15 protein-coding genes are annotated in these 26,149 nt (G+C 63.3%); 6 read left to right on the top strand and 9 right to left on the bottom strand.

Annotated features, from left to right (window positions below; translation table 11 throughout):
• Nucleotides 1–88: 88 nt before the first annotated feature.
• Entirely contained in the window at nucleotides 89–547 is a 459-nt protein-coding gene (locus tag DEIDE_RS04050) for a GNAT family N-acetyltransferase (RefSeq protein ID WP_012692674.1), read from the top strand.
• Nucleotides 548–556: 9 nt separating this feature from the next.
• Here the strand turns inward: DEIDE_RS04050 and DEIDE_RS04045 are convergent, their stop codons facing one another.
• From DEIDE_RS04045 to DEIDE_RS04005, 9 genes are all read right to left on the bottom strand, one after another.
• Nucleotides 557–3,682 carry a DEAD/DEAH box helicase gene (locus DEIDE_RS04045; RefSeq protein WP_012692673.1) on the bottom strand — a complete coding sequence of 1,042 codons (3,126 nt, stop codon included), beginning with the start codon at nucleotides 3,680–3,682 and terminating at the stop codon, nucleotides 557–559.
• Nucleotides 3,683–3,762: 80 nt separating this feature from the next.
• Nucleotides 3,763–5,664, bottom strand: coding sequence for an ATP-binding protein (locus tag DEIDE_RS04040; protein WP_041227069.1), 1,902 nt, complete (start codon nucleotides 5,662–5,664; stop codon nucleotides 3,763–3,765).
• Nucleotide 5,665: 1 nt separating this feature from the next.
• A complete protein-coding gene (locus DEIDE_RS04035; RefSeq protein ID WP_012692671.1) occupies nucleotides 5,666–7,438 on the bottom strand; it encodes a VgrG-related protein in 1,773 nt (590 codons plus the stop codon).
• A gap of 5 nt (nucleotides 7,439–7,443) precedes the next feature.
• The gene (locus tag DEIDE_RS04030; protein WP_012692670.1) at nucleotides 7,444–8,052 is read right to left on the bottom strand and encodes a CIS tube protein; all 609 of its coding nucleotides are present in this window, start codon (nucleotides 8,050–8,052) and stop codon (nucleotides 7,444–7,446) included.
• A gap of 27 nt (nucleotides 8,053–8,079) precedes the next feature.
• On the bottom strand, nucleotides 8,080–12,957 hold the full coding sequence (locus tag DEIDE_RS04025) for an FHA domain-containing serine/threonine-protein kinase (protein WP_012692669.1): 4,878 nt from the start codon (nucleotides 12,955–12,957) through the stop codon (nucleotides 8,080–8,082).
• Nucleotides 12,954–13,898 carry a phage tail protein gene (locus DEIDE_RS04020; protein WP_012692668.1) on the bottom strand — a complete coding sequence of 315 codons (945 nt, stop codon included), beginning with the start codon at nucleotides 13,896–13,898 and terminating at the stop codon, nucleotides 12,954–12,956. Before DEIDE_RS04020 ends, DEIDE_RS04025 begins: the two co-directional genes overlap by 4 nt.
• Nucleotides 13,898–16,024 (bottom strand): putative baseplate assembly protein, encoded by a 2,127-nt coding sequence (locus DEIDE_RS04015; RefSeq protein ID WP_012692667.1) that lies wholly within the window; start codon nucleotides 16,022–16,024, stop codon nucleotides 13,898–13,900. The genes DEIDE_RS04020 and DEIDE_RS04015 overlap by 1 nt, the downstream gene beginning before the upstream one ends.
• Nucleotides 16,025–16,083: 59 nt before the next feature.
• Nucleotides 16,084–16,497, bottom strand: coding sequence for a GPW/gp25 family protein (locus DEIDE_RS04010; RefSeq protein WP_012692666.1), 414 nt, complete (start codon nucleotides 16,495–16,497; stop codon nucleotides 16,084–16,086).
• Between the two features lie 53 nt (nucleotides 16,498–16,550).
• On the bottom strand, nucleotides 16,551–17,375 hold the full coding sequence (locus DEIDE_RS04005; protein WP_012692665.1) for a Pvc16 family protein: 825 nt from the start codon (nucleotides 17,373–17,375) through the stop codon (nucleotides 16,551–16,553).
• Nucleotides 17,376–17,602: 227 nt separating this feature from the next.
• Between DEIDE_RS04005 and DEIDE_RS04000 the strand changes: the two genes are divergently transcribed.
• From DEIDE_RS04000 to DEIDE_RS18990, 5 genes are all read left to right on the top strand, one after another.
• Nucleotides 17,603–19,252, top strand: coding sequence for a phage tail sheath family protein (locus tag DEIDE_RS04000; protein ID WP_012692664.1), 1,650 nt, complete (start codon nucleotides 17,603–17,605; stop codon nucleotides 19,250–19,252).
• A gap of 44 nt (nucleotides 19,253–19,296) precedes the next feature.
• Nucleotides 19,297–19,752, top strand: coding sequence for a phage tail protein (locus tag DEIDE_RS03995; protein WP_012692663.1), 456 nt, complete (start codon nucleotides 19,297–19,299; stop codon nucleotides 19,750–19,752).
• Between the two features lie 11 nt (nucleotides 19,753–19,763).
• Nucleotides 19,764–20,183 (top strand): hypothetical protein, encoded by a 420-nt coding sequence (locus DEIDE_RS03990; protein WP_012692662.1) that lies wholly within the window; start codon nucleotides 19,764–19,766, stop codon nucleotides 20,181–20,183.
• A gap of 180 nt (nucleotides 20,184–20,363) precedes the next feature.
• Nucleotides 20,364–20,906, top strand: coding sequence for a phage tail protein (locus DEIDE_RS03985; protein ID WP_012692661.1), 543 nt, complete (start codon nucleotides 20,364–20,366; stop codon nucleotides 20,904–20,906).
• 4,517 nt (nucleotides 20,907–25,423) lie between these two features.
• A complete protein-coding gene (locus tag DEIDE_RS18990; RefSeq protein ID WP_049760436.1) occupies nucleotides 25,424–26,134 on the top strand; it encodes an eCIS core domain-containing protein in 711 nt (236 codons plus the stop codon).
• The last annotated feature ends 15 nt before the right edge of the window (nucleotides 26,135–26,149 follow it).

The raw sequence follows: 26,149 nt of genomic DNA, 5'->3' as shown, positions 1-26,149 counted from the left end.
AGACCTCTTGGGGAAACAGGATGAGATGTGAGCCCTTACCCTCAATCAGGCCTTTTTGAAGCAATCGCAATCCTTCCTACAATGGGCCATGCTTCCTGTGCCAACCCTGCCGACCGATCCTCGCGCCCAGCACTTGATGAACGAGCAGCAGCGCGAACTGCGTCGCCTGTACAACGACGAGGACAGCCGCACCGAGCCCTTTGATCCTCAGACGCTGAGTGGCGAGGGCAGCCTGCTGCTGACCATTGAGGAAGACGGACAATTGCTGGCCTGCGGCGCCCTGAAGAAACTGGATGAGGAATCAGCAGAAATCAAGCGTATGTACACCGTGCCAGCAGCCCGGGGCCGGGGCATGGGCCGCAGGATTCTGTCTGCCCTGATCGAAGCGGGCCGGCAGGCCGGCTACGCCCGGCTGGTTCTGGAAACCGGAAACCAGCAGCCTGAAGCCGTGCACCTGTACGAACAGGCCGGATTCAGGCGCATCCCGAATTACGGGTACTACCAGGACATGGAAGACAGCCTCTGCTACGAGCTGCGGCTGCGCTGAGCGCTCAGCTCACCCGAAGTACCCCAGCAGGTCAATCAGTGTGCGGGCGTAATCGTCAGGCCTGATGCCACGCTTTTCCAGCTTCACGGACGGGGGAAAGGTCTGCACCTCGGTTTTGAGGGGGAAGCGCTTGAGCCCGGCAGCGTCGTAGTCCAGCGCCTTGTAGGCAAAGGTCACCTGCAGGTGGGTCATGGTCTCCCCCACGCTCAGGACCCGCTTGGCCAGCGCTGTCAGGCGCAGCTTGGCGAGATCGATGAAGTTCTGCACCTCCGGCGCCGGCGGACCGTACTTCTTGCGCAGGTCGCGCTCCACACGGCTGATGGCCTGCAGGGTCCGCGCCTCGGACAGGCGGCCGTAGGTGGCGATGCGGGCTTCTTCGTCGTGCTCAAAGTACTCCGGAGTCAGGCGGGCACTCACCGGCAGGTCAATGGAGACGCTGGGCGGAGCTTCCAGCTTCTCCCCCTTGAGCTTGGCCACAGCCTCCGAGAGCAGTTCGGTATACACGTCGATGGACACCGCCTGCACGTGTCCGTGCTGTTCCTCACCCAGGATATTGCCCACCCCGCGGATTTCCATGTCCTTTTCGGCCAGCAGGTGTCCGCTGCCCAGGTCCTGCAGGTCAGCAATGGCCCACAGCCGGCGCTGGGCATTCTCGGTCATGCGCGGCGGGTAGAACAGGTAGGCGTAGGCCGTCTGCGCGCGGCGGCCCACGCGCCCACGCAGCTGGTAGAGCTGCGCCAGGCCCAGGCGGTCGGCCCGCTCGATCAGGATGGTATTGGCTTCCGGAATGTCCAGGCCCGTCTCGACGATGGTGGTCGAAAGCAGCACATCGAAAGCGCCCTGCTCGAAACCCAGCATGATTTCCTCGAGCTCCTCTTCATTCATGCGGCCGTGAGCTACCCCAATGCGGGCCTCGGGCACCAGGTTGCGCAGGTACAGGCTGCGTGCGCCGATGCTGGCAATGCGGTCATGAATGTAGAAGACCTTGCCGCCACGCTCGATCTCATTGAGGATCGCGTCGCGGACCGTGACCGGGTCAAAGGGTGCGAGGATGGTCTGAATGGGCTTGCGGCCCTTGGGCGGCGTCTGGATGGAACTCATGTCGCGCAGGCCGACCATGCTCATGTACAGCGTGCGCGGAATGGGCGTGGCCGACAGCGCCAGCGTGTCCACCGCGCGGGCCTCGGGCGGCAGCTCCAGCTTGCCGTCGGTCATGGCCGGCAGACCCCTCAGGGCGCGCAGCTTTTCCTTCTGCGACACGCCGAAGCGGTGCTCCTCGTCCACAATGATCAGGCCCAGGTCCTTGAACTCGATATCCCCGGACAGCAGGCGGTGGGTGCCAATCAGGATGTCGACCTTGCCGGCCTTCAGGTCATTCAGGATGCTCCTGGCCTGCTGCGGAGAAGTAAAGCGTGACAGTCCCTCGACCCGCACCGGCAGCCCCTTGAAGCGCTCCACGAAGGTCGAGGTGTGCTGCTCGGCCAGCAGCGTGGTGGGCACCAGAATGGCGACCTGCCGGCCGTGGCCCACCACGCGGTGTGCGGCACGCAGGGCTACCTCGGTCTTCCCGAAGCCGACATCCCCGCTGATCAGACGGTCGGCAGGGTTGGGCTTTTCCAGATCCCGCATGGTTTCTTTCAGCGAGATCTTCTGGTCACTCGTCAGCTCAAACTTGAAGTTCTGCTCGATCTGCTCGTCCCATTCCGGCTGGGGCGGAAAGGCGTTGCCGGGGGTCACCTGCCGCGCGGCGTACTGCACCAGCAGCTTACCGGCCACTTCCTCGGCATTCTTGCGGGCGCGTTCCTTGGCTTTGGCCCAGTCCTTCTTGTCAAAGGAACTCAGGACCGGCGGGTCGTCGGTGGTGCCGGGGTGGCGGCGCAAGACCGGCAGCTGTTCGATGGGCACGCTCAGGCGCGCGCCGCCGCGGTACTCGATGTTCAGATAGTCGCGCGTGACGCCCAGGACCTTGCGGGTCTCCAGCCCCTCGAAGCGGCCGATGCCGTGCTCGGGATGAATCAGGAAGTCACCCACGTGCAGGCCCAGCGCGTCCGTAACCGGCCGGCCGGTGAGCTTCTTGCCGCGCAGCGCGCTGCCGCCCTGAAAACCATAGATCAGGTCCTCAGTAATCACGACCGTACGGTGCTCGGGAATCACGAAGCCGCCCTCGCCCGCAGCACGCAGGAAGCCCAGCCCGCCCTCAGGCAGTCGGGGAACACTCAGCCACGGAATCTCGTGCGTGCCCAGAAGCTTGTCGGCCAGATAGGCAGCCGTGCGGTCATGACGCACCAGGATGAACACCCGGTAGCCGGCGCCGCGCCACTCCAGCACGTCGCGCTCCAGATCCGACAGGCGGGCGCGGTAGAAGCCCAGCGTCTGCAGGCCGGTGTGCAGGTCCGGCAGATCCAGCGGAGCCCGGCCAAAACTGGTGACTTCACGCGCAGCGAGGCGGGGCCATAGTGTCTCGGCCAGAACACCCAGCGAAGAGGCATAAAACTCCGGGGAATCCAGGAACACCCGCCCCGGCAGCAGGTCCAGCCGGGTGGCGTCCCACTTGACGTCAGTCAGGTACTCTCCGGTCGGCTCCAGCGTGAACGAAGTGATCTTCGCTCCGGTCAGTTCCCCAGGTGCCAGAGTCCGCAGGGTATCGAGTTCGTCTCCAAAGAACTCAGCGCGCACCCACACACCTTCCTCAGCGTCGACTGGCAGTCCGGTACCCGGCTCGAGGCGAAGTTCCAGCGTGTCCCCGCGCAACTCAAAGCCGGGTTCCTCGCCGCGTTCGTAGCCCAGCCGTTCCAGGCGGGACAGCAGCGCTTCACGCGGGTACGTCCCGCCCACCTTCAGGGTCAGGGCATGTTCTTCCGGGTTGCTTGGAAACAGGTCCAGGGCCGTGTTCACGTCAAGCACGACGTGCTCGTGCCGCGCGTCCCAGTCGCGCAGGCCCGGGTTCACACTTACCGGCGCACCCAGCACCCCGGAAGAGGCATAACTCGGGAGCCGGTCCGGGGTGGTCAGCAGGACTGCCGGCCCGGGATAGGCGGCGAACAACGCGGCGCGCGCGATCTGCGGCAGCAGCAGCAAATTACCCGGCGGCGCAGGGTCAAGCAGTTTCGACAGATTGGGCGCGGCAAGGGTCACTCCGGGATTGTACGCGTGTGTTCCTGCCCACGCGGAGAGCAAAACGACCTACTGGTCTTGATGATTTGTAGCCTCAGCATTCAGAGAACCAGCCGCCCCAGTTTGCGGTACTCCAGGTGCAGGGCTTCGGTCACCAGTTCCTGGCTGAGATTCTCATTTCTGGAGACAGCCATAAACACGGCGTTCATAGCAATGCTGCGGATATTGCCTCCGGACACGTCCGCCTGGGCCAGCGCCCCGAAGTCCACATCAGTGGTATCCAGCGCCGCAGGAAAGGCCAGGCGCCACAGCCGCTCGCGCTCGGCAGGTTGAGGCGCACGGAAATTCAGCACAAAGTGGATACGCCGCATGAACGCCACGTCCATGCTGCTTTCCAGGTTGGTGGTCAGCACCGCCAGACCGTTGAAAGTTTCGAGCCGCTGCAGCAGGTAATTGACCTGAATGTTGGCGTAGCGGTCGTTGCTGTCACGGACCTCACCCCGCTTGCCGAACACGCTGTCGGCTTCATCGAACAGCAGGATGCAGCCACCCTTGTCAGCCGCATCGAAAATCCGCCGCAGGTTCTTTTCGGTTTCGCCGATGTACTTGCTGACGGTGCTGCTCAGGTCAATGCGGTACAGGTCGAGGTTCAGATCCGTAGCCAGCACCTCGGCACTGAGGGTCTTTCCGGTGCCGCTGGGGCCGCTGAACAGCGCAGTGAGTGCCCGCCCACGTCCGGGACGTGCCATTCCCAGCTGCTCATAGACCTGCGAGCGGTGGCGCACGTGCGCCGCGATCTGCCGCAGCACCCCAGCCTCCGATGGGGGAAGAATCAGGTCGTCCCAGCTGGCGCGCGCATCGACCCGTTCTGCCAGCGTGCCCATCAGGCGGCGGTTGGCGGTCCGGGCGGTGTCCCATGCCCGTTCGGCCCGAGCTGCTTGGCTGGCATTTCCCGGCAGCGACAGCCGCGCTTCACGGGCAAGCACCCCAATCCGGTCCAGGCTGAGGCGGAACTGATCACCAAGCTGCACCAGCAGGGGCTGCTCTTCAGAGACACCCAATGAGGCCGCCCACTGCGCCCGCTGTTCAGCGGGCGTCGGAGGCAGCACCTCCAGCGGCAACAGTGCCCGTGTGGTCGAGACGGGGAGCGGTGAGGGCGCCATCAGCGCCACCGGCCCAGTGGCCTCACTGAGCAACTGCTGCGTCAGGTTGTCCAGGCTCTGCCCTTCGGGAATGTCCCTGGTGGCGTCTACCAGCACACAACGGTTCTTCAGACGGCCCTCACGCCCCAGGGCCTGCACAGCTGCACCAATGTCCCCGGCTGGTCGGGAGGCCAGAGCAGCCACATCCACATGCAGGACCCGGCCGTAGTCACTTAGCAGCAGACCGCCCAGCGCCCGCATATCTTCAGCATGCAGGCCGTACAGGAGCACGCCCCGCTCCTGGGGTCCTCGGGACAGGTGCTTACGTCCCTGCTCAAGCAATCTGCTCTGGGAATCACTCAGGGTGGCGTGGTTCTCCAGTTCAGCGGCAACTCCACTCAGGTCGGGGTCCACGCCGTCGAGGCCCTGGACGAACAGCAGAACACCCGGCGCCACCGACAGGGTGCGCATACTGGCGTCCCCCGTCAGGCCTGAACCGAACCTCATGGTTCCAGAGCGGAAAAGCGGCGCGTCCTCGACAAAGGCGGCTGGGTCCGCGTCTTCCAGCCACTGCATGCAGGCATACGGGGTCAGGGTGGCCGCCATGACGTCCCCGTCCCATCCCATCACGGCGCCCGCCAGGGTACGGGTCTGGATCGGGAACAGTTCCTGTGCCAGCCCCAGGGCCAGAACGGTCTGCTCAAACGCGGACAGTCCCAGCGCTTCAGCCAGCATGTCCAGCCGGCCGCTTTCTCCAGAAGGAAGCAGCAGTGGGGGCACAGCCAGGCCATCAAACGCAGGAGGGTCCTGAGCCGCTTCGAGCGCGGTCAGAAAGGCCGACAGTTCCTGACGAAGTCCCATCTCAGTTGAGGTTGATCATGACGCCGCGAATGTCCACCGTACCGCCTCCGCCATCAATGCTGATGCCGCTGGTGGCCTTGAGCTCAATGCGCCCCCGGCTGCCGATCCGGATGGTATTGCCGTGGGTGCTGATGGTGATTTCGTTGCCGCTCTTGTCCTTCAGGACGATGCTGGGGCTGGTGCCGTCAGTCAGCACGACCTGCTGGTTTCCTTGCGTCTTGAGCTTCATGAACGGCTGCCGTTTGTCGTCGCTCAGCGTCAGTTCGTGTTTCTTGCTGCTGGTCAGCCTGATCTCCGGCGGATCGTTGCCTTCGGGATCGGTATAGGTCAGCTCATGGCCCAGCCGGGTGCGGAAGGCACGCCGGATGACCTTGCCGTTCTTGACGGTCTGACCGCTGGGATACAGAGGCTTGTCTGAACCGTTCCACAGGCCGCCCAGGATGTAGGGATGGTGGATATCGTCATGCTCGAACCCGACCAGCACCTCGTCGTTGACTTCTGGAATTACCTGAGTGCCCCGGCCCGCGCCACCGCCGATATTGACCACCCGCGCCCAGTCGGTTTCATCGTCCTCGTTCAGGGCTGGCAGCTTGACCTTGACCCTGCCCTGATTGTCCGGATCGTCATTGTTGGTCACGATGCCGATCATCAGACCCGGCACGGGAGTATACGGCCGGTCCTGATTCCCGGCGGCCGCGCTGATCAGGGTAGCCAGGGAATCGGCGCGGCTGCCACTGACCACAAACTCGGTGCTGTAGCCCTCGCCGTTGCGGTACAGGTGGCGCACGCTGCTGGCAACATAGTCACCGCTGAAGCGCCGGCCCACGTTGCCGATTTTCAGGACGTTTCCAGCCGTCAGGCGGGGGTACCCGGCGCTGGTGCCCTGAGCTTCGAGCAGATGCTCGGCGATCTGGTTGCGCTGGGCCTCTGCAATAGCTGCTGCATAGCCCTGGTCACGCACGATCAGTGCACTGGTGGTTTCCGGCGCCTGCATGTTGAAGGCCTGCTGGCTGACCTGCTCACTCTGGGTGCGTTCCTGAACCTCGGCCTTTCCCTTGCCCTTGGAAGACTGGCCGACCACCGCACGTTTCTGACGCGGATCCCAGGAACGCACCGTGGTCTTGCTGGTCTGCCTCATGCTGGTCAGGCGGGGCAGAAATTCCAGCAGGTTGTCTCCCCAGTTCAGTTCAATAGGCTCCTGACCGCGCAGAGGTTCGCAGTGCAGGGTCGTGCCGTCGGCATACAGGATGTAGCCCAGACGGGCGGTTCTTTCCCGCAGAAAAGCCAAGTTCGTCTGGTTGTGCTGCAGCACATAAGGATGCACCACACTGCTGGGGCCGGTCTTTGCACTCATCCCGACCTCTCCGGCAATCTTTTTCACCAGGTCCATATCACTGACGTTCTGAAACGAGCGGGTCTGGGTGCCGCGCGCCAGACGGTGCAGGCGGTCAAAAGCCCGAAGCCGCAGCTGCTGCGTCGCCTTGGTGAAACGCGGCTCGATTTCAACAATTTCGCCGTCAAAGACTGTTTCCTTGTGGCCTTTGACCTGTGCGATGACCTGAATTTTCGAGCCCAGTTTCAGACGTTCGTCGTCCACCAGGTTGGCCAGCGGGTCGCGGAAGGTGACGGTCGCCACGTCTGGAAGCTGAAGGCTGCTGTCCACGGAAATCTCGTCAATAAGCCCAAACAGTTGAGGCTCCATATCCTGACCGTCAATTGTCAGGAAGAGGCTACTGACCGCTCCTTCAAGCGGGTTGCGTTCGGTGCGGGCCATCGGGCTCAGGTTCCTTTCCCGAAGCTGCTGCGGCGCAGGTCGCCCACAAAACCTTTCTGGCCGGCACTGTCCCGGATGCCCTGGCTGACGTTGTAGCTTCGGGGCCCGCCCGCCTTCTGACCATAAAAATGAGTCGCCTTGTCCGCCTGCTCGAAAGTTACCTTCATGATGGAGCGCACCGGCGTGCCATCCGGCATAAACAGTGTGAACTGCTGCTCGATGTTGGTAATCACTGCAGTGAAGTGCCAGGTGCCGCCCCATTGAAACAGCACTGTGGGAGGACGGCCCTTTTCCACATTGGGATTGGACGCCTGTGGCTTGGTGCTGGGATCCATCCGGATCAGCTCCCAGACGGGGCCAGTGTATTTCCGGACATCTTCGACCTGATTGGCCGATTTTCTGTTTGCATAGGTGTCAAAGAACAGCTCCAGCGTCATAGAGGCCGGAGAGCCGCCCTTATAGACCTTATTGCCCTCATCATTCGTGTCGTTGGTCTGGTTGTCCCACTCTACCTTCCGGCTGATGGTGTACTCGCGGGGGTTAAACATACACACGATGGGGCTTTTTTCCTGACCTCGGCCATCGAGTGGAACAATCTGGGCTTTCGCAAACATAACAACCTCCTGTGAGTGAACCGGCCTCTAGTTACAGTCAGCGTTCTGCGGGCCACTAGGCCGGTACGCACACCAACGTTCGCGGGCGCCACGCAGGGTGTATGTACCTGTAAAGCTCTGCCGGCCAGGATTGAGCGTGGCTACCAGCGAGAAGGCCTCAAGATCCGGCGAGGAAGCGGTCAGCGTATTACCCGCAAAACTGAACGTGACCGGGATGTCCTTGAGATGGTCGCGCTGACTGACAAATACTCCACTGGCACGGCGACCCTGAATGTTATGGACTGTGAAGTAGCCGAAGGGATGGTTCCAGGTTCCGACCAGATCTGCATACGGGCTTTCGCTGCGTGCCGGGCGCACGGTAACCCGAGCGTCCCGCCGCAGGCCTGCGGCACGCAGTACATAGGTTGTGGTCTGCCTCGGCGTGACGGTGACGCTCCCGGTACCCTGGAAGGACCCAGGGACGCCGTCGATTCGCACCGCTTCAGCCTGCTCGACTTTCCAGCTCAGGCGCACGCTTTCCCCAGCCTGAAGCGTGGTGGGCGAGGCCGTGAAGCTCACGATGCGTGCGGGGGTGGTGACCGGAATGTTGGGCTCCTGCACACTGTCAGCGCTCTGAGGTGGCTGCGCTTCCTGAGGTGGTTTTGGCTGCGCCGACGGTGGTACCGGCTGTGGCGCGACCGCCACCGTAATGGAACGTTGCTGGCTACCTGACGTCAGGATGAACACAGTCGTTCTTGAGACGTTGACCGTGGTGGTTCCACGTGCGGGCCACAACTGACCGGCGCGTGCGCTGGGCGCATTGGTGATGCGCACCGAGTCTGTATTTGCCACATCCCACTTCAGGGTGACTTTGCCGCCCGGGGATTTGAGGCTGGTGGTTGAGGGCGTGAAACTGACAATCCGTGGAGGGGCTGGAGGCGTGACAGTTACAGTGGACTGTCTGGTCGCTTTCCCGGCCCGCAGGGTAAACACGCGGGTCTTGCTGACAGGCACACTGGTGCGGCCCTCAACTGGCCAGGAACCATCTGGATTCGGGCCAGGCAGACCATCGATCCGTACACTGCTGATGTTGCGGACCCTCCAGGACAGGTTGGTCGTGCCGATACCGGTCAAGTTTCCTGGGCTGGCGCGGAACTCCTGGATCGCTGGGGGCGGAAGCGTGACCGTTGCACGGGCCTGCTGACTTCCAGCCTTCAGGACAAAGGTAGTGGTACCGTCCACTCTGGCGGAGGCGCTGCCCTGGGCAGGCCACAGTCCACCCGGGAGTTTGCCGGCGCCCAGGCCGCTGATACGGACTGCAGTGGTGTTTGCCACATCCCAGCTGAGACTCACGTCACCCGGAGCACTGAGGATGGTCTGCGACGCCTTGAACGAGCGGATCTGGACCGGCAGCGGCACGACCTTGACCTTGCGCGTGATGGTAATGGCTTGCCCGTCACGCCGGCGCACCCGCAGGGTGTAGGTACGGCTGGTGTTGACATCCTTGACGACCTGAGAGCCTGCGGTGTCGAACAGGCCATTTGTGGGACCCGAGAGCGGCAGAATCTGAACGTTCTTGAACCCCGGCGCGTCCCACGACAGCGTCACATCACCCTTGCCACTGATCTGAGCCGGCTCAGCCGTAAAGGTAATCAGCTTGACGTTGCGTTCCTCTTCCTGTGCCTGACGCTGTTCCTCGGCCCTCTTCTGCGCCGCGGCGCGCTCGGCTTCTGCCTTGGCCTGCAGCGCTTCTTCGTCCACCGCAATGACTGTCAGCGGCAGGGACTTCGTGACCTGAACGTTCTCCTCATTGCTGGCCGTAATCACGATGTCGGAATTTCCAGCTGGTGCCCGGAGCGTGCGGCGGCCGATCGGATTGGCCGTCTCGGTGGTCGTTCCATCCTGAAGAGTCACGCTGGTGGCGTTTTCGGTTCTCCAGGTAATCGTGAAGTCTTGGTTGCTCTTGACTGTCTGCGGCGAAATGCTGAAGGCCGTGATTTTAGGCGCCGCGGCGGCGACCTCCAGACGCGTGTTGGCCGTGGTAACGCTGTTGTTGCCCCCCTGCGCCGTGATGACATAGGAGGTCGAGATGCGCGGCGAGACCGTCTTCTTTCCCTTGGCCGGCACGGTTCCAATGCCATCAATGGACACGCTGGTGGCATTCTCGACGTTCCACGAAAGCGTCGCGCTGGTGCCGCGCGTGATGGCTTCCGGCTGAAGCTTGAACACATTGATCTTCGCGCCGATCACGCTGACGGTCTCGCCGTCGGTGGTGGATTCCGAGCCGTTGCGGGCGGTGATCTGCAGGTTCAGATCACGTGATGGAGTAATGGTGCGCTTGCCACTGGCCGGTACCCTGCCCAGCTCGGTGATGCTGATCTGCTCGGCACCCCTCACTCGCCAGCTGATGGTAACCGGCTGATTTCCGGCCACACGGGTGGGGCTGACCACGAACTGCTCAATGACCGGAGTGGCGTAACGCGGCTCTATGGTGCGGGTCATCTCACGGCGTATGCCGATCAGGTTTCGGGCCACCAGGGTGTATTTCTGATCCTGCTTGATGCCGCTTACCCTGACCGTACCGTCTGCCGACAGATGTTGTCCCGCCTTGCCCAGCTCCAGTACGTCGACCCTCCGGGCATTCTGGGTGTCCCAGCGAAGGCTGAACGGCTGCCCTGGCCGAACCACCGTATTGCTGCCCACCAGATCGAACTGGTTGATCACGGGGGGGCGGGTCAGGAACCAGATCAGGGCCCCCAGCAGCAGCAGCAGAATCGGCAGCAGCCACAGTGGAATCAGAGCGTTGTGATGCAGCTCCGCCGACGCCGTGCTGACCGGGCGGTCCTCGTTGCCGGAGTCGTGCAACGCAGCTTCTGCGGCGTCGAGCACGTGAATGGTGAACTGGTGCTTCGAGGCCATTCCCACCCAGCGGATGGGGACCCGTACCCGCACCGTGTCCTCACTGGTTTCGCCCGCCTTCAGGGCCACACGGGCGGGCAGGTCCTCCATGCGAATGCGCCCTTCGCCGCCGATGATGTGCCGGGCAGCGCGTGTGGCTGCGTTGCGGGCTTCCATGGCCGCATGCCGCGCCGCTTCCTGGGCGACCCTTGTAGGATCCACGACTGCGCCGCCAGGATTGGTGAGTCCGCCTCCTGTCTGGCCCATCTGATCGAGCTGAACGAGGTCCTGTGGCCGGGGAATGAGCCGGATGTCGCCCTGATTGTCGTGCAACCTGGGAGCAAAGGTGCCGTCGACATTACTGCGGTTGTCCAGCTTGAACGCATAGGTGGTGCGCCGCCAGGTGCGCCGGATCGGCGGGGCCAGGGTAGCCACGACTTCCGTAAACGGCGTGACGGTTGCGGTTAAGGACGCCTTGCCAAACTGGGCCGTGTTCTCACGAGAACGCGCCAGTACCGTGACCGGATAGTCGCCTGCACGGCTGCTGCTGCGCTTGGGAGCCAGAACGGTCAGGCTGGCGCTCGCCTGCGTACCGGGGTTGAGCTGCACTTCCTGGTAGGGGTTCTGTAGCCATTCGGCAGGAATGCCGTCCAGGCTGAGCTGAAAGTGGTCGACCGTCTGTCCGGTATTGACCAGCACCACGTTGAGCTGGGTTGCCACGCCAGGCACCAGGGTCAGGCGCTCGACCTCCGGCTTCACCACAATGCGTGGCCGGGCCTGCTGCTCCTCCGGACCGATCAGGATCAGCCAGTAGGGGCGCAGGTACAGCGGCGTGCGGTACGGCCAGCGCAGCCGGGTCATGGGCGTCAGTGGCAGGCCGTCCATCAGGGTGCCGTTCGTGGCGGTCAGTTCGGTGACATACGGCTGACCTGCGCTGAACTCGACGTTCAGATGGTGACGGCTGACTCCCTGGTGCTCCAGCAGCACACTGTTGCCCGGCGCGCGACCTATCGTGAGACTGCTGCCTGTAACAGGAAGTTCCCGCAGCAACTCGTGGCGTTCGCTGTACACCAGCAGACGTGGCGTCGCAGCAGGTTGGGCATTGACTGCCGGTGCCACCGGCATGACCGGCAGGGTCGGCAGACGCACGGTAGGATCAGGACCGCTGGGCAGCATGGTGTTCAGCACCGCCTGCAACGCAGCTTCCAGGGCACCTGCATCGGCGTAGCGGTCATCCGGCCGTTTGGCCAGGCAGGTCAGGATGACCTCCTCCAGGGCCTCGGGCACATCGGGCCGCAGCAGGGTGGGCTGGCGGGGTGCGACGTGCTGATGCTTTTCCAGAGCGTCGGCTGCGTCACGGATGTCGAACGGGACCATCCCGGTAACCAGCTCGTACAGAATCAGTCCCAGGGTGTACAGGTCCGTGCGCAGTTCGTTGCGCACGCCGCGGCATTGCTCGGGGCTGGTGTAGGCCAGTGCGCCCACGACCGCGCGGTCGTGGGTACCATGAGCACCGGCCCGCAGTTCCGCCAGACCGAAATCCGAGAGCTGAACGGTGTAGCCGTCATTGCCTACCAGGGCGCGTCCGGGCTGCAGCAGCACGTTCTCGGGCTTCAGGTTGCCGTGCATCAGGCCCTGCGCGTGCGCGTAGGCAAGTCCGGCCGCAGCCTGCCGCACCGCCTCGACAGCGGTGACCAGCGGCAGAGGCTGGGCCGAGCGCGACTGGCGCTGCAGCAGTTGCCGCAATGACCCGTGCGCCGCGAGGTTCATGGCATAGAACACGCGGTGTTCGCGCTGCTGCAAAGGTTCGGTCGGCAGAAGATGGGCGTGCCTGAGGGAGTGCACCTTGAGCAGCAGACGCTCGAGCTGCATGATCAGGAACGACTGTCCGCTGTTGGCGTCGTCCAGAATGCGCAGAGCCACCTCGCGGCCCTCGTCCAGGTCGGTCGCGGCGTGCACCGGGCCGAGCCAGCCCCCACCCAGCGGCCGGTGAAGCTGATACTGGTAAAACAGTTTGCTGTCGTTCATGCGGGGGTTCCTGTCCGGTCTGGCACCGGGATCTTCTGGGAGGCACCCGGGGCCTCGGTAAATGTGACGGTAACCCGGGTGTGTGCAGGCGCGTGCCGTTGCACGAAGTCGGCTACTGCTTCACGGCTGGCGGTATCAGGCCCGTCCAGCGAGTCGAGCAGCAGGACCTCCAGGGTGTGAGGGTGCTCCGGGTCTTCCTGCAGCACCGGGGTCAGCCCAAACACGGTTTCCAGCGCGCGGGTCAGCCCATAGCGGGTACCGCGCCAGCGATAGAGAAATACCGCCTCGCGCATCCACGCCCGCTGCCGCGCCTCGGGCCAGTGCAGGTCCAGCGGCACACCAAGCCACTGGGCCATCCAGGGCAGGATCTGGGGTGGGGCCAGCCGCGCGTCGAAATGCGCTTCAAGGTGGTCCTGCCGCACCTGCATAGGCTCCCAGATGACCTCGAAGATCTTGAGGTAGCGGCTCAGAAATTCCGATTCCTGAAACAAAGGCGGCAGAAACTGGGTGTACAGCGCCGGAGAATTCCGGGCCGGCATGGGTGCGGGATAGGTTGCAAAGGGCGGCGGGGCTGGATGCGCAGCCAGCTGTCCCTGCACCACCAGAGCACGGACCGGCTCCACATCAGGCAGTGCCCCCTGATCGCCATTCAGAAAAGCGACCGTGAAAGGCCCGATCTGGATCTCATCTCCATGCTCCAGCCGCCAGGGCTGATGGGCTGCGAGGCGCTGACCGTTGACGTAGGTCAGTGCCTGATCACCGGCCAGGGCAGTCAGCAGCAAGACGCCGTTCTCGGCTGTGATCTCGGCATGCCGCACGGCCACGCTCGCCTCGCGCAGCGGCAGACCATTGTCGGGGGTGCGGCCAATCGACAGGTGCCGCATTTCCAGCGGCAGGACCCGCAGGACCTCGCCGCGCTGCCGGACATGCAATTGGGCCATCAGTGGTCCACCCGCACGTGGTGAACATCCGAGACGATCAGCGCCTGTGGAGGCAGCGGCAGACTGCCCATGATGGTCTCGCGATGTTCAGACTGGCCAGGCTCGGTCAGGATGACCTGCACGTCCTCCGCCACCTCTACGCCAGGCACGCTGCGCAGCAGCCCGTACAGTTCGCTGAGACTGAGCGTGCGGCCAAAAGGCCAGCCGGTTCCTTCCGGTCCGCCGGTAAAGGGGTTGAGGTAGGCATACAGGGCGCGCAGCGCACGCCGGCGCACGTCCTCACGCACCGGGCGCGAGGACCCAGCCGCCGTCCGGATCGTGGCTGTCACGCTTATCCATACGTACTGAGGAGCACGCAGGTCCAGGGTGGTGCCCACTGGGCGGCGCGGGTCAAGTTCATCCTGAACGGCCGCACGCAGCTCGGCACTGAGCGTCAGTCGTTCGGGGGCAATGCGCCCGCTGAGCGGAGACAGCGGGTCAATCACCACATCGTCCAGCGCGATCAGATCGTCAAGGCCAACACTGGGCAGCAGCGCCAGCGTGACCTGCCCCGGAGGCACGGTCAGGGTGCGAATCTGGCCAGGATAGGTCTGACCGGGGGTGGCCATGTTGGGGGTAATGCAGCGCGCCCGCGCCACGCCCTCAATGCGCGCCGCCAGGAACTCGTAGTCGTCGGCGGTGACTGCACGCGTGCGGGTCCGGAGAATCTGCGGAACTTTCAGGATCGCGTCGTCCAGGGTCTGCGCGTTGCGGCCTCCAGCAGCCGACACATGATTGGTCACCCGGGCCACATAGGGGATGCTGGATTTCAGCACTGTCAGCGAGCGCGCCGGCACGTTGCCGATCACACCTCCGCCGAACTGATAGCGGCGCATGCGCAGGGTTGACTCCTGCGGCGGCACGGCTCCGAAGCGGTAAACACTGCCGTCGGCCTGCAGAACCGAAGGTCCGAAGGCCACGGTGCCGTTCATGGCGTCCAGCCTGAAATGCAGGTCCTCGACCCCCGACCCGGCAAAATCGGCCACAGGTGTGTAGGTCTGGATCTGGCCTTCGGGAGTGAGACAGTCCAGCAGGTCTTCCTGCGGATCGAGGTCCAGTACCGGAGTGTTGAGCAGCCTGAAGGTCTGGCCAGGGAGACCATCGCTCTGCCCCAGGATCTCGCCCTGGACCACCGTGGCATGTCGCGCCGGCACCGTAATGCCGCGGGCATCGACCCGCAGCGCTTCGATGTCGGGGCTGACCCTGTAGCCGTTGTACATCTGTTCACTGGTCAGACGGCAGCGCAGCCAATAGCCACTCTGATTGAAGAAGGTCCCCTCACGCATGACCGGCAGGCGCAGAATCAGCTCGCCGCTGACGTTAAAGGCCTGCGTACCGTCGTATTCGACCTCGCAGGGGACCCAGCGGCCGACTCCTCCCTGCCACGCCTCCCACACATAGGGCGGGTAGTTGGGATTGACACCGGCTCCACCGGCCCATTCCACCTCGAATGTCAGCGCCAGCACATGGTCGCTGTGGTCCCCGGCCAGCTGCACAAAAAATGCGTCGCCAGGCCTGGGCTCGGGATGAAAGACCGCAAACTTGTGTCCTGGCAGGCCCAGCTGCGTCAGTTCGTGCTGCCGGACTTCCCCAAACGCGCCCTCAGCAGACCGGGCCGCACCGGCTTCACCGCTGCTGTCTACCTCCAGCGCCACCTGAGCCAGTGTGTTGGCGGTATAGAGCCCCTTGACGACCGGCGGCAGAATGACGCCCGGGCGCTCGGTAGAAAACACGATGGCTTCATTGATCTCGGTGCGGATGGTGGCAACTTCGGTTCCGGCCGCAATGTGCAGCGGTGTGTCCTGCGGCGCACTCAGATAGAACGTCACCGGGACTCCGGCCGCGCGGGGCGGCGAGAGCTGTACGCCGACCATATCCAGAAAAGCCACCAGCAGCTTTTCTGGGATCTGGTTGACCCGGTAGAGCATCAGGTCAGTCATCCAGGCAAACACCTCAAGGATGGCCATGCCGGGGTCACTGGCATTGTGGTCGGTCCACTCGGGGCAGAACTGGGGGATCAGGCGACGCGCCTCGTCCAGGATGTCGTCAAAACGGCGGTCGTCAAGGTTCACAGTAGGCAGAGGCAAGCGGGATTCTCCGTATCGGGGGACAAAGTTCAGGTCGGGGGCAGAAGGGCAGGCAACACCTAGTGGGTCCGGTAGAACGGAAACACCAGTGAGAGGGGTTCGGGAGAGTGCTTCAGGCGGTAGCGGATGTCCACGATGATGCGGGTGGACTGCTGGGGATCAAGCTGCGCCTGGACGTGATCGACCTCGATCCGGGGTTCCCATCGGCGCAGCGCCTCGTCCACGTAGTAGGACGCCAGACCCAGGGTGGTGGCGTCGCCCGGAGCAAAAACAAGCTCGTGAATGCGGCACCCGTATTCCGGCCGCATCACCCGCTGACCCCGCGCGGTCATCAGCAGCATCAGGATCGCCTGGGACACGGCCTGTTCGCCTGACACCATGGCCACCTGACCACGGGCGTTGAGCGCCGGCGGAAACGCCACACCCGAACCGAGCACGTCGGCATGGGAAGGTTTTGAGGATCGTTGGGACACAGGAACTCCTTGAGTCGGGAAGGGACAACAAAGGGACAACGCGGTGTGGCGCTCTATTCCGTCAGTGGGGGCAGCAGTGCCGCGTCTTGTGCCGGAAGCTCCAGAGACTGTCCGTCCAGCGTCAGCACCTGGAGAATGCGGACATGCTCACGCGGCACGGCGAGATGCACCACACCGTCAGGGCCGCTAAAAGCCCGCCCGCCCTGGTCGGATCTCACCAGGGCGTCGGCCACCGCTTGGCCGTGCTCATCGCGGATGATCCAGCTCGAGCGCACCATGCTGGGTCCATCAGCTGCCGGCTTTTCCAGACCGGTACGCAAATCCACCCGGCGTTCGAGCACAAGAAGACTCAGCTCAGACACGTTCAGGTTCAGAGGCACCGTCAGCGTGTAGTTCAGATGGGGCCTGACCGGTAACCCGAGGCTGGTGAATATCCCCTGACTGGCCTGGCCCTCGGGCTGCCCCACGACCCCAAGAACCCCCACATCGAGGTCACGCGCCGCCTGCGGAATGTAGCGGTCTTCCCACTCGTCCTGCCGCATCAGGGCAGCCAGTACCCTCCACAGAACGTTCCACTCGTCACGGCCCAGCTCATCGACCTGTGACTTGAAAAACACGGTGACCAGATACTTCAGATCGATGCGCCGGGGCACCAGGTCGCGCTGGCGACCGCCGGCGACGTACGTATGCATGAACTCGGAGCTTCGCAAGGCCATGTTCTCGCGGATGTCATGCAAAAAGAAGTTCAGCGTCGGTCGGGTAAGCCCGGACACCCAGGCCGAGGTAGGCGCGGCGAAACGGACATCCAGTGCGTCCCTGGGCAGGGCCGCCTCGGAGTAGACCAACTCCTTCAAGGCGTGTTGAATGTCGGCGATCACGGCTTTTCCTCTCCTCCAGACCTGCCCCGCGACTCACAGGCTGCGATGGCATTGACTGACCACTATAGGAGGCTGCCGCGAACTCCGATTCCACAAATCCGCTATGCAGCTCTTCGCCGCTCGTCCATGCTGGGTGTCCATGACTTGCTGAGTGGCCGGGCGGTCAGTTGTCCCGGTCAGCCACATGTCAAAGTCCATCCCTTCACTCCAGGAGAACCCGAGAGCTTATGGCGGAATACCTTTCACCCGGCGTCTATATCGAGGAAACTGCGGGCGGACCGCGTCCCATCGAGGGCGTCAGCACCACCACGGCGGCGTTCGTGGGCTTTGCCCCCACCGGCCCGGCCAACACGCCTGTTTTCATTGCCAACTGGCAGCAGTTCCGGGAAACCTTCGGGACGCTGGACGCCAGTGGCATCAAAAATCCCTTCATGGAGGGGGCTTACCTCGCGCAGTCGGTGTATGCGTATTTCAACAACGGCGGCACGCGCTGCTACGTGGTGCGCATGGTCCCCCAGGAAGGCCGCACCGACAAGCGCACCGTGGAAGCCGCCACAGCGCTGCAACTGCCCTCACGCGCCAGCAGCGCCGTGCCCAGCCTGAATATCGTTGCGCGTGATGGCCGCCAGAGCGACCTGCACATCGAGATTCTGCCGGGCACTCCTGAAGCAAAGCCCGAGGCTCCCAAGGACCAGAAAGGCGGCAAGCCCCAGGACAACGCGTCCAAGGATGCTGCCAAGGACGCCGACGACGGATCTGACGGGCTGTTTACCCTCAAGGTCACCCGCAATGACCGCACTGAGACGTTCGAGAACGTGTCGGTGGGCAAGAAGCATGCCCGAAACGTGACTGAGGTCGTCAACCGCGACAGCACCCTGATCACCATCGAGGAAGCCAGCACCACCGGCCCGCTGGCCGAGCGCGCTCCGGAACTGGGCTCCTATGTCCTGCAGGCCCAGAGCAACGTGCTGTCGGGCGGCGAACTGAAGGGCCAGGACTTTATCGGGTCCATGGACGGCCGAAGCGGGATCGAGAGCCTGGAAATTGCTGAGGAAGTCAGCATGATCGCGGTACCTGACCTGATGGGTGCCTATCAGCGAGGACTGATGACCCTCGATGGCGTCAAGGCTGTTCAGCGCGCTCTGATCGACCACTGCGAGCGCAACGGCAACCGCGTGGCCCTTCTGGATACGCCGCCGGACCTCACACCCCAGCAGGCTGTGAAGTGGCGCAATGTGGACACCAACTTCGACTCCAGCTACGCCGCCCTGTATTACCCCTGGGTCAGCGTGGACGGCCCTGACGGCAAGCCCATGACGGTTCCGCCCAGCGGCTTTGTGGCTGGTATCTACGCCCGCAACGACATCGAACGCGGCGTGCATAAAGCTCCAGCCAACGAAGTCGTGCGCGGCGCCCTGCGCCCGGCGATTCAGATCAGCAAGAGCGAGCAGGACATTCTCAATCCCATCGGCGTGAACTGCATTCGCGAGTTCCCCGGCATGGGCGTGCGCGTGTGGGGCGCCCGGACCCTGTCCAGTGACGCCCGCTGGCGCTACATCTCGGTCCGCCGCCTGTTCAACTATGTGGAGCGCAGTATCGAACGCGGCACCCAGTGGGCTGTCTTCGAGCCTAACGACGAGAACCTGTGGTTCCGCGTGCGCCGTGACATCAACTCGTTCCTCACCAGCGTGTGGCGTGACGGCGCGCTGTTCGGGACGACGGCCCGCGACGCCTTCTACGTCAAGTGCGACGCGGAACTGAACCCGGAAGAAATTCGTGACCGCGGAATCATGCAGGTTGAAGTGGCACTCGCGCCTGTCAAGCCCGCCGAATTCCTGATTCTCCGCTTCAGCCAGCACGCTGGCGGCGGGCAGTAAACCTCTCTTCTCTCTTTTCATCTTCCTGACAGGAGGCACAGACTATGACCGGAGCAAACACGAACCGCAAAGATCCTTTGGTGGCCGCTTACTTCAGCGTGGAATTCGACGGCAAGGTTGTCGGCGCTTTCCGCGAATGCACCGGCCTGGGCAGCGAAAGTCAGGTTGTCGAATACCGCGCGACCGACAAGAACGGCAAGGCTGTCCTGATCCGCGAGCCGGCCAACATGAAGTACAACGACATCGTGCTCAAGCGCGGCATCACCAACGACATGGACATGTGGCAGTGGCGTAAGGAAGTTGAGGAAGGCCAGATCGATAAGGCCCGCCGCAGCGGCACCATCACCCTGCACAACCAGAAGGGCGATCCAATTGCCCGCTGGACCTTCCGCAACGCCTGGCCCAGCAAGCTCAACGGTCCGACCTATGACGCCAAGAGCAACGAGGTGGCGGTCGAAGAACTGACCATTACCCACGAAGGCTACGAGCGCGTGCAGTAAGGCACTCAGCAGTGAACGAATATCCCTTTATGCTCCCGGTCGGACTTCTGACGTCCGACGGGCGCATTCAGCGGGCTGGGACTATCCGCCCAGCCACAGCCCTCGACGAGATCGAGCCGCTGGGTGACGAGCGTGTCAAGCGCAACGAGGCCTACTATGGCCTGCTGCTGCTCTCACGGGTCGTGACCCGGCTTGGTCCCTTCAGCCCGGTCACACCCGAAGTGCTTGCAGCCCTGCCGGCACCCGACTACGCGTATCTGCAGGCCCTGTATGCCAGCCTGAACACCCAGACTGGCACGGTGGTTCTGCCAACGCCCAACTCGGGCGCCGCAGCCCCGGTGCCTGCAGGACCCAGCACTTTGGAAACAGAATGTCCTCATTGCGGCGCTGTTCTTGAACTGGACCTGGCTGATACCGGAGTGCCTGTATGAAGGCCAGCGGGCAAGGATCAGGTTCAGGTGCGTCGCCCACTGCCTCTGCAGTTGGAGCGCGATCGGCCGCACCGTCGGGCATTGACCTGGAACTGCTGAGCCGGAAAGTCTATGCCCTGATAATGGAAGACCTGCGGCTCGACCTTGCCCGGCGCGAAGGCAAACTGAGGTGACTGGGGCATGCCGATCAATGTAAAGAATCTGCCTGGAGGCGACGTGATCCAGCAGGTCAGGGCCATAGTGAAGGCGGCACCGCACCGCCGCGCGGCCGAAACGCCCAGACGGTCTTCGGCCTATCAGGTGCTGGCCAACAGCCGCTATCACGTGGCCATTGACCGCATCGAGTACGCGGCCTTCAGCGAAGTCAGCGGCTTACAGATCGAGACCGAAACCATGGACTTTATCGAGGGCGGCACCAATGACCGGGTGCTGCGCCTGCCGGTGCGGTCCAAGGTCGGCAACCTCACCCTGAAGCGAGGCGTGACGGCCGGCAATGAACTGCTCAACTGGCACCTGAGGATTGTGCAGGGCATTCTGGACGTTCGCAATGTCACCATCGTGGCCTACGAGACCAGCGGACATGTGCTGGGGCGTTATGAGCTGCTTCAGGCCTACCCAGTGAAATGGTCGGGGCCGACTTTTGCAGGCAACGGCGAGGCGGTTGCCGTCGAGACGTTGGAACTGGCCCATGCAGGTGTGCTGCACATCAGCACCGCGAGCTGAGTCCAGACTGACGCAGGTCAGATGAGCCTGGACGAGAAAGGAGTCGAGTGAACGTCTTTGACGAGCGGCTGCGCCGCCTGAAATTCAGCCACCTGATGGCCGTTACCCAGCGAAGCAGTCATCAGCTGCCTGGCTTTCCGGCGTCAACTGCCCTATGGCCCACTGCCTGGGGAAGCACCATATCGTCTCCCCTGGTATTCACGGCTTTTCCAGAACGCGACCACGTAAGAACTCAAGCTGCGCAAACCGGGGCGCCACGCCTGATCAGGGTCCGCGCCCGACTGCTTCAAGGGCCGCCCGGTGGCAGCCCAGGCGAAGCTGCACCTGTGGTTTCCGGTATGCCGGACTGGGGCGGTTGGCCTGAGATGCCTGTCCCAAATCTGCCTCTGGACGAACTGGACGTCTCTCAGGCAACAGAAGATCCCTACGGTGACCAGGTTCAGGTGCTGGCCGACGGATTGAGCAGCACACCTCCTGTCCTTCTGCCCCCCCTGGAAAGACCCGCCGCAGTTGCCCATTCCTCCAGGAGGTCAGAAGATTCGCCTGCGAGCCGTACGTTGTCGTCTGCCTTCACAGACGTTCTCCCGGAACGGCCTCAGGTCCCCGGTCCTGGCCGGCCCGCTTCCTTTGCGGAAACTATGGCCCTCAACACAGCGCGGGAACAGAAGTGGGCTCCCGATCAGTTGGCTCGCCTCTCGGCTTCAGAGGCTGCGCCGGTTTCTTCGGCAGAGAGGAATGAACCGGGCAGCCATTCTGCCCGTCCTGCTGACCCTGTGGCCGCCAAACTTCCTGGAGACTCTGCCCCAGTTCCTGCTGTCACCAAGCCGTCTGCTCAGGACCGTGCGCCTTCCCCGGCTATGAAAAGCTTTCCCGACCCAGTACCGGTTTCTTCAGCTACAACATTACTGACCACAGCACCACTGACCTCTGTGCTGGCAGAGCAGGAGCCGCAGCGTGAACCTACGCCAGCCTCGGTTCCCACGGTCCCGCGTGCCCCTATTTCCCAGGAGCTGCCCGAGCCAGGTCAAGCCAAGCTGGAACCGTCCCGTCCTGCCGGCACCCAGAAGACGAGCGAACCTGCGCGTAGCGCGCCTGTGACGCCTTCCCAAACACTGCCAGGGCCCACAGCACAGCTGGACGCCGGTCAACAGGAAGTGTCTCCGGACCTTCCCCTGCCAGCGGCCGATGAGCTGGGCACCTCCGGCTCCCAAGTGCCGGCCGATCCGGTGGTCACTGGGGCCGCAGACGAGCCTGATCCCCAGGCAGCTCAGCGCGAACGCGAAGAGCTGGCTGCGCTGCTCAAGCAGGCCAACAATGGTGTGCCGGTCCGGCTGCCTCGAAAACCACGCCCCAAAGTGCCGGCGATTCAGGCCCCGGTCGAAGAGGAGTTCGTGGTTCCACCACCTCCGCCACCAGAGGTTTCTCAGAACTTTCTGGCTCGACTGAACCGCTTTGCAGAGATGGAACAGGCAGGCGAAACCGAAGAAAGCCCCATGCTCTATGACCGGCTGCAGAACTGGGAAGATCATCACCCGGAGCGCAACGTCATGGCTGGCTCCGACATGACCGAGCGCACGTTTCCGGCAGCGGTGGCGGCGCCTGCCGCTCAGCCTGGGCCCACGCCGACCTCTCCCCCACGGCTCAAAGCACGGGCCACCCAGACCCGGCGTAAGGAGGGTCAAACACAGGCTGCGGGGCAGGAACGGTCAGACAGCGACGACAGCGAGGATGACTCAGAGGCAAGACCACTGACCATCCTCCCGGTCCCCGATTCGTTTACCGACCGTCAGAGCGTCAGGTTGGATGTGACTGAGGCGGGGATTGCAGACGCTGTCAGGACGCAGTCGCCCGGAAGCACCGAGCCCCCACAGACGCTTGGCGGACCTGAGGAAACCCCTGAACTGGCCGCGCCCGGCCTTAGGACAGCAGCCCTCAGGGCAACTCAGACTGTCGGCCAACCAGACACGGCCCTACCCCAGCCGACGTCTGCCTTGGCCGATCCAACCTCGGTTCTGACAGGCATGGAGGCTGGCGAAGGAGCAGAGGACCTGCTCCGGTCCCTCACAATTCGCGCCCAGGCGATAGCTCCAGCGGGTCGTGACGTGTTGTGGGCTGGTTCTGCGGACGTACCTGCGGCGGCTGTCACGCCTCTGGCATCCAAGGCCATGACTCCTGTCCCTGCCGTGGATTTTTCAGCGGCATCATCCGGTCTCCTGGGCCCGGAATTGCCCGGGGGCCTGGAAAGAAAGACATATCAGGCAACAGGGGCTGCTCAGAACGAGGGTGTAGATTCTCAGCCCGGGAAGCTGGAGACAGGCGTTGTCGTTCCGGAGAAAACCTCTTCCCCTGCGGCCAGGGCTGACATCAGCCCCCAGCGCCAACAAACAGCCATAGCGCCAGCTGCTCCGCCGACTATCAATCCGGCCATTTCATCTGGCTCCAGTCGTCCGGAGACGACTGAACCGCAGAAGGATCAGGCGCCCACAGTGCAAGGGGGGCCTGCGGCGGCTCAACACCCCCGTGCGCACCTTCAGCGAGAGCAGGCAGAGACACCCAGAGTGATTGCCAACGACACTTATGGCCCTCATTCGACCACGAATCGTCACGAGCTGACCTCTACATCTCCCCGGGCAGCGTCAAGACTGGTTCCAAAAGAAGAACTTCCCGGCGTCTTTACAGACCAGGCCAGACCTCCCATGGTGAAGCCTCCCGTGGTGCGCCGCCCAGCACGTCTCATTAAGTCAGGGGGCAAGGACCCTGCACCGGTAGCGGAGTCAGCCAATTTCCCTGATGGTTCAACGGATGTGAGACCGCAGCTCCTCGTCCACGAAGAGGCCATACAGCAGTTCCAAACTCGCGCCGAGGTTTCCAGGATGATCAGGCCACCCGGCGTCTCCCATGTGGCCAGCTCATGGGAAGCTCCGAAGGCAGAAGAGCCTGACCTCATCCCAACCCACCTCCAGGCGGGCGCTGTTGGGCCGGTTGCCGCCGCACCATCCTTTACAGCCCCTCTTCCCCTCCTGGAAAATGAAAGCAGAGCTCCTGTGACTGGGATCTGGCCCGCGTCCAGTCCAATAAAACCCGGCACTCCTGTGCAGCCAGAAGAATCTGCGACGCTGACTCCAGCGTCCCAAAGGTTCACGCGGTCTCTGGCAACTCAGCCGCTGCCTACACGGCAAAAAATTCAGCCTGGTTCAGGAGGACCCGAACTTCCAGCGCAGCTGACACCACTGCCGGGCGAAACTACCATTGCTGTCCCCTTTGCGGGGCGTCTGGACGTGCCTGAACTCCTGGCCAGGGCAGTGTTGCCCAAAGGTCAGTTATCGAGCCCAGCGCTACAAAGGCCTACAGGGGGGTCACCACCCATCAGGAACGCCCAAAGTTCTGAGGAGCCGACCTTTCCAGCCCCCTCGAACTCGGCGCCCACGCCACCAGCCCTCCTGTTCCATCCCCATGGGTCTGTGCTGATATACACACCAGTGCTTTTCGATAAGGATAGGGAACATTCATCTGTAGTTCCCGCAGTTTCCAGGGCAACACCCGGACTCGCGCCGTTCACAGCGCCGCTATCCGCACTGCTTCTCTCTACGCCACCGTCCGTGGTTAACCCAACGATGCCAGCTCTTACGCCAGGACAAGTACCACAGCTGGCACCAGATGCAGTAGCAGTCCCGCCAACAACCTCTTCGTGGCAGCAGATTCCCTTGCCCGAGCCAGTCGCGTCAGGACAAGCAAGCGATTTGCGGGCTTCCGCGGGTTTGGTCACTTCAACTGACGGTGATGCGCGTCCCGACATCTCCCATGATCAGTCAGCTACAGCCCCGGCCATGCCCAGCGTGCCGTCCGTCTGGACCGCGCCCACAAAATCAACTGATCAGCCTGAGGCCCCGTTCGAGGGCGGGTTTTCGACGCCTTCCCAAAAATGTGATCAGGTCCGGACACCTGTCATCCCGGCGTTCCCAGAACCCACCCCATCACAGATCGATCTCAAGCCATCAGTCATATTCCCTACTCCTCAAAGCTTTTCCAGGCCCGGAACCTCTCTTGTTCCGATGTTCATGCCCGTGCAGGACGAGGCGAATCTGTTCATGGGGCAAGCCTTGCGGCCGGCTGAAGTCGCCGGCTGGACTGAAGTGCCCTCACACGGACCTGCACAGCTCACGGCTCAGGCTTCTTCTGGAACGGCAGATGCAGAGGTGTGGCCGTTACCCTCGGCAACACGGTTCCCACCCCGCCTTGCCTTGTTCAGCGAGATGCCGGAGCGGCAAAGGTCTGCTCCGACTGCACCACCTGTTCTGGCCCCATCACAAACTGGCCAGATACAAACCAGCCAGACTTACGCCAACCCTCAGGCAACTTTTCTTCCAAGGCCCTCTACTCCCGAGAATAGAACCCAAACGTGGCCTCCTGCGGCAGACTCCGGGCAAGCAGCAGGCCCGGACATTACAGAGGCATCACCAGTCCTTGCGGCCGCTGCCCGCGCCATTCAGGCGGACGGTCACGGTCAACCGCTGGGAATGGGTGCCCAGCGCTCCCTGGAAGCAACACTGGGGACCTCGGTTCGAGACATCCGGGTGGTACGTAACCCTTCGGTACAGGCGGCACTCAGCACAGCCAGAGCCGACGCCCTGACGGTTGGCCGGACAGTCCTGCTTCCAGCAGAGGTCAATCTGGAGACGCCGGCAGGATATGCACTGGCAGCCCATGAAATCACCCATGCCATCCGTCATGACCGGCCCGGATTTGTACCGACGGCCCTGGGCGAGACCAGCGGCGGGCAACACGACGAGGAAACGGTGGCGCTGGCTACCGAACACGCTGCATTTGCTCAGGCGCAGCGGCCACCAGGCCTGCCGGCGCCATGGGAGCCCATGCCGTACTGGTCGTCAGATCATCAAGCTCAACCCGCCGCCGTACAGGAACGGAGGCCACGCCCAGTCTCCACGGTGATCCAGCCCCCTCCGGTTCGCCCTGCAGCACGGCGAGGTCCGCCACCTGCCAGTAACGCCCAGGTGGCGGTGCATGCGGCCAGCAGTGACCGAGCCGCGCCAGCCTCGGCTGCTCCCCCGACTGCTCCCAAGGCTTCACCTTCCACCAGCGACCGGTCCGACGCGGTAGGGCACAGGGGGACCTCAGCGCCACCAGTCGACCTCGACCTGCTGGCACAGGACGTGTACCGCCGCCTGCGTGACCGGCTCAGCCAGGAAATCCGGCGTTCAAAAAGCTGAAAACGACAGACATCG

The sequence above is a fragment of the Deinococcus deserti VCD115 genome (genome assembly GCF_000020685.1).
GTDB classification, from domain to species: domain Bacteria; phylum Deinococcota; class Deinococci; order Deinococcales; family Deinococcaceae; genus Deinococcus; species Deinococcus deserti.
This window is presented reverse-complemented; position numbering and strand designations above follow the sequence as displayed.

Coding starts and splice junctions, on each gene's coding strand:
- DEIDE_RS04050 (WP_012692674.1), top strand. CDS start 89: ATGCTTCCTGTGCCAACCCTGCCGACCGATCCTCGCGCCCAGCACTTG.
- DEIDE_RS04040 (WP_041227069.1), bottom strand. CDS start 5,664: ATGGGACTTCGTCAGGAACTGTCGGCCTTTCTGACCGCGCTCGAAGCG.
- DEIDE_RS04035 (WP_012692671.1), bottom strand. CDS start 7,438: ATGGCCCGCACCGAACGCAACCCGCTTGAAGGAGCGGTCAGTAGCCTC.
- DEIDE_RS04030 (WP_012692670.1), bottom strand. CDS start 8,052: ATGTTTGCGAAAGCCCAGATTGTTCCACTCGATGGCCGAGGTCAGGAA.
- DEIDE_RS04025 (WP_012692669.1), bottom strand. CDS start 12,957: ATGAACGACAGCAAACTGTTTTACCAGTATCAGCTTCACCGGCCGCTG.
- DEIDE_RS04020 (WP_012692668.1), bottom strand. CDS start 13,898: ATGGCCCAATTGCATGTCCGGCAGCGCGGCGAGGTCCTGCGGGTCCTG.
- DEIDE_RS04000 (WP_012692664.1), top strand. CDS start 17,603: ATGGCGGAATACCTTTCACCCGGCGTCTATATCGAGGAAACTGCGGGC.
- DEIDE_RS03995 (WP_012692663.1), top strand. CDS start 19,297: ATGACCGGAGCAAACACGAACCGCAAAGATCCTTTGGTGGCCGCTTAC.
- DEIDE_RS03985 (WP_012692661.1), top strand. CDS start 20,364: ATGCCGATCAATGTAAAGAATCTGCCTGGAGGCGACGTGATCCAGCAG.
- DEIDE_RS18990 (WP_049760436.1), top strand. CDS start 25,424: ATGGGTGCCCAGCGCTCCCTGGAAGCAACACTGGGGACCTCGGTTCGA.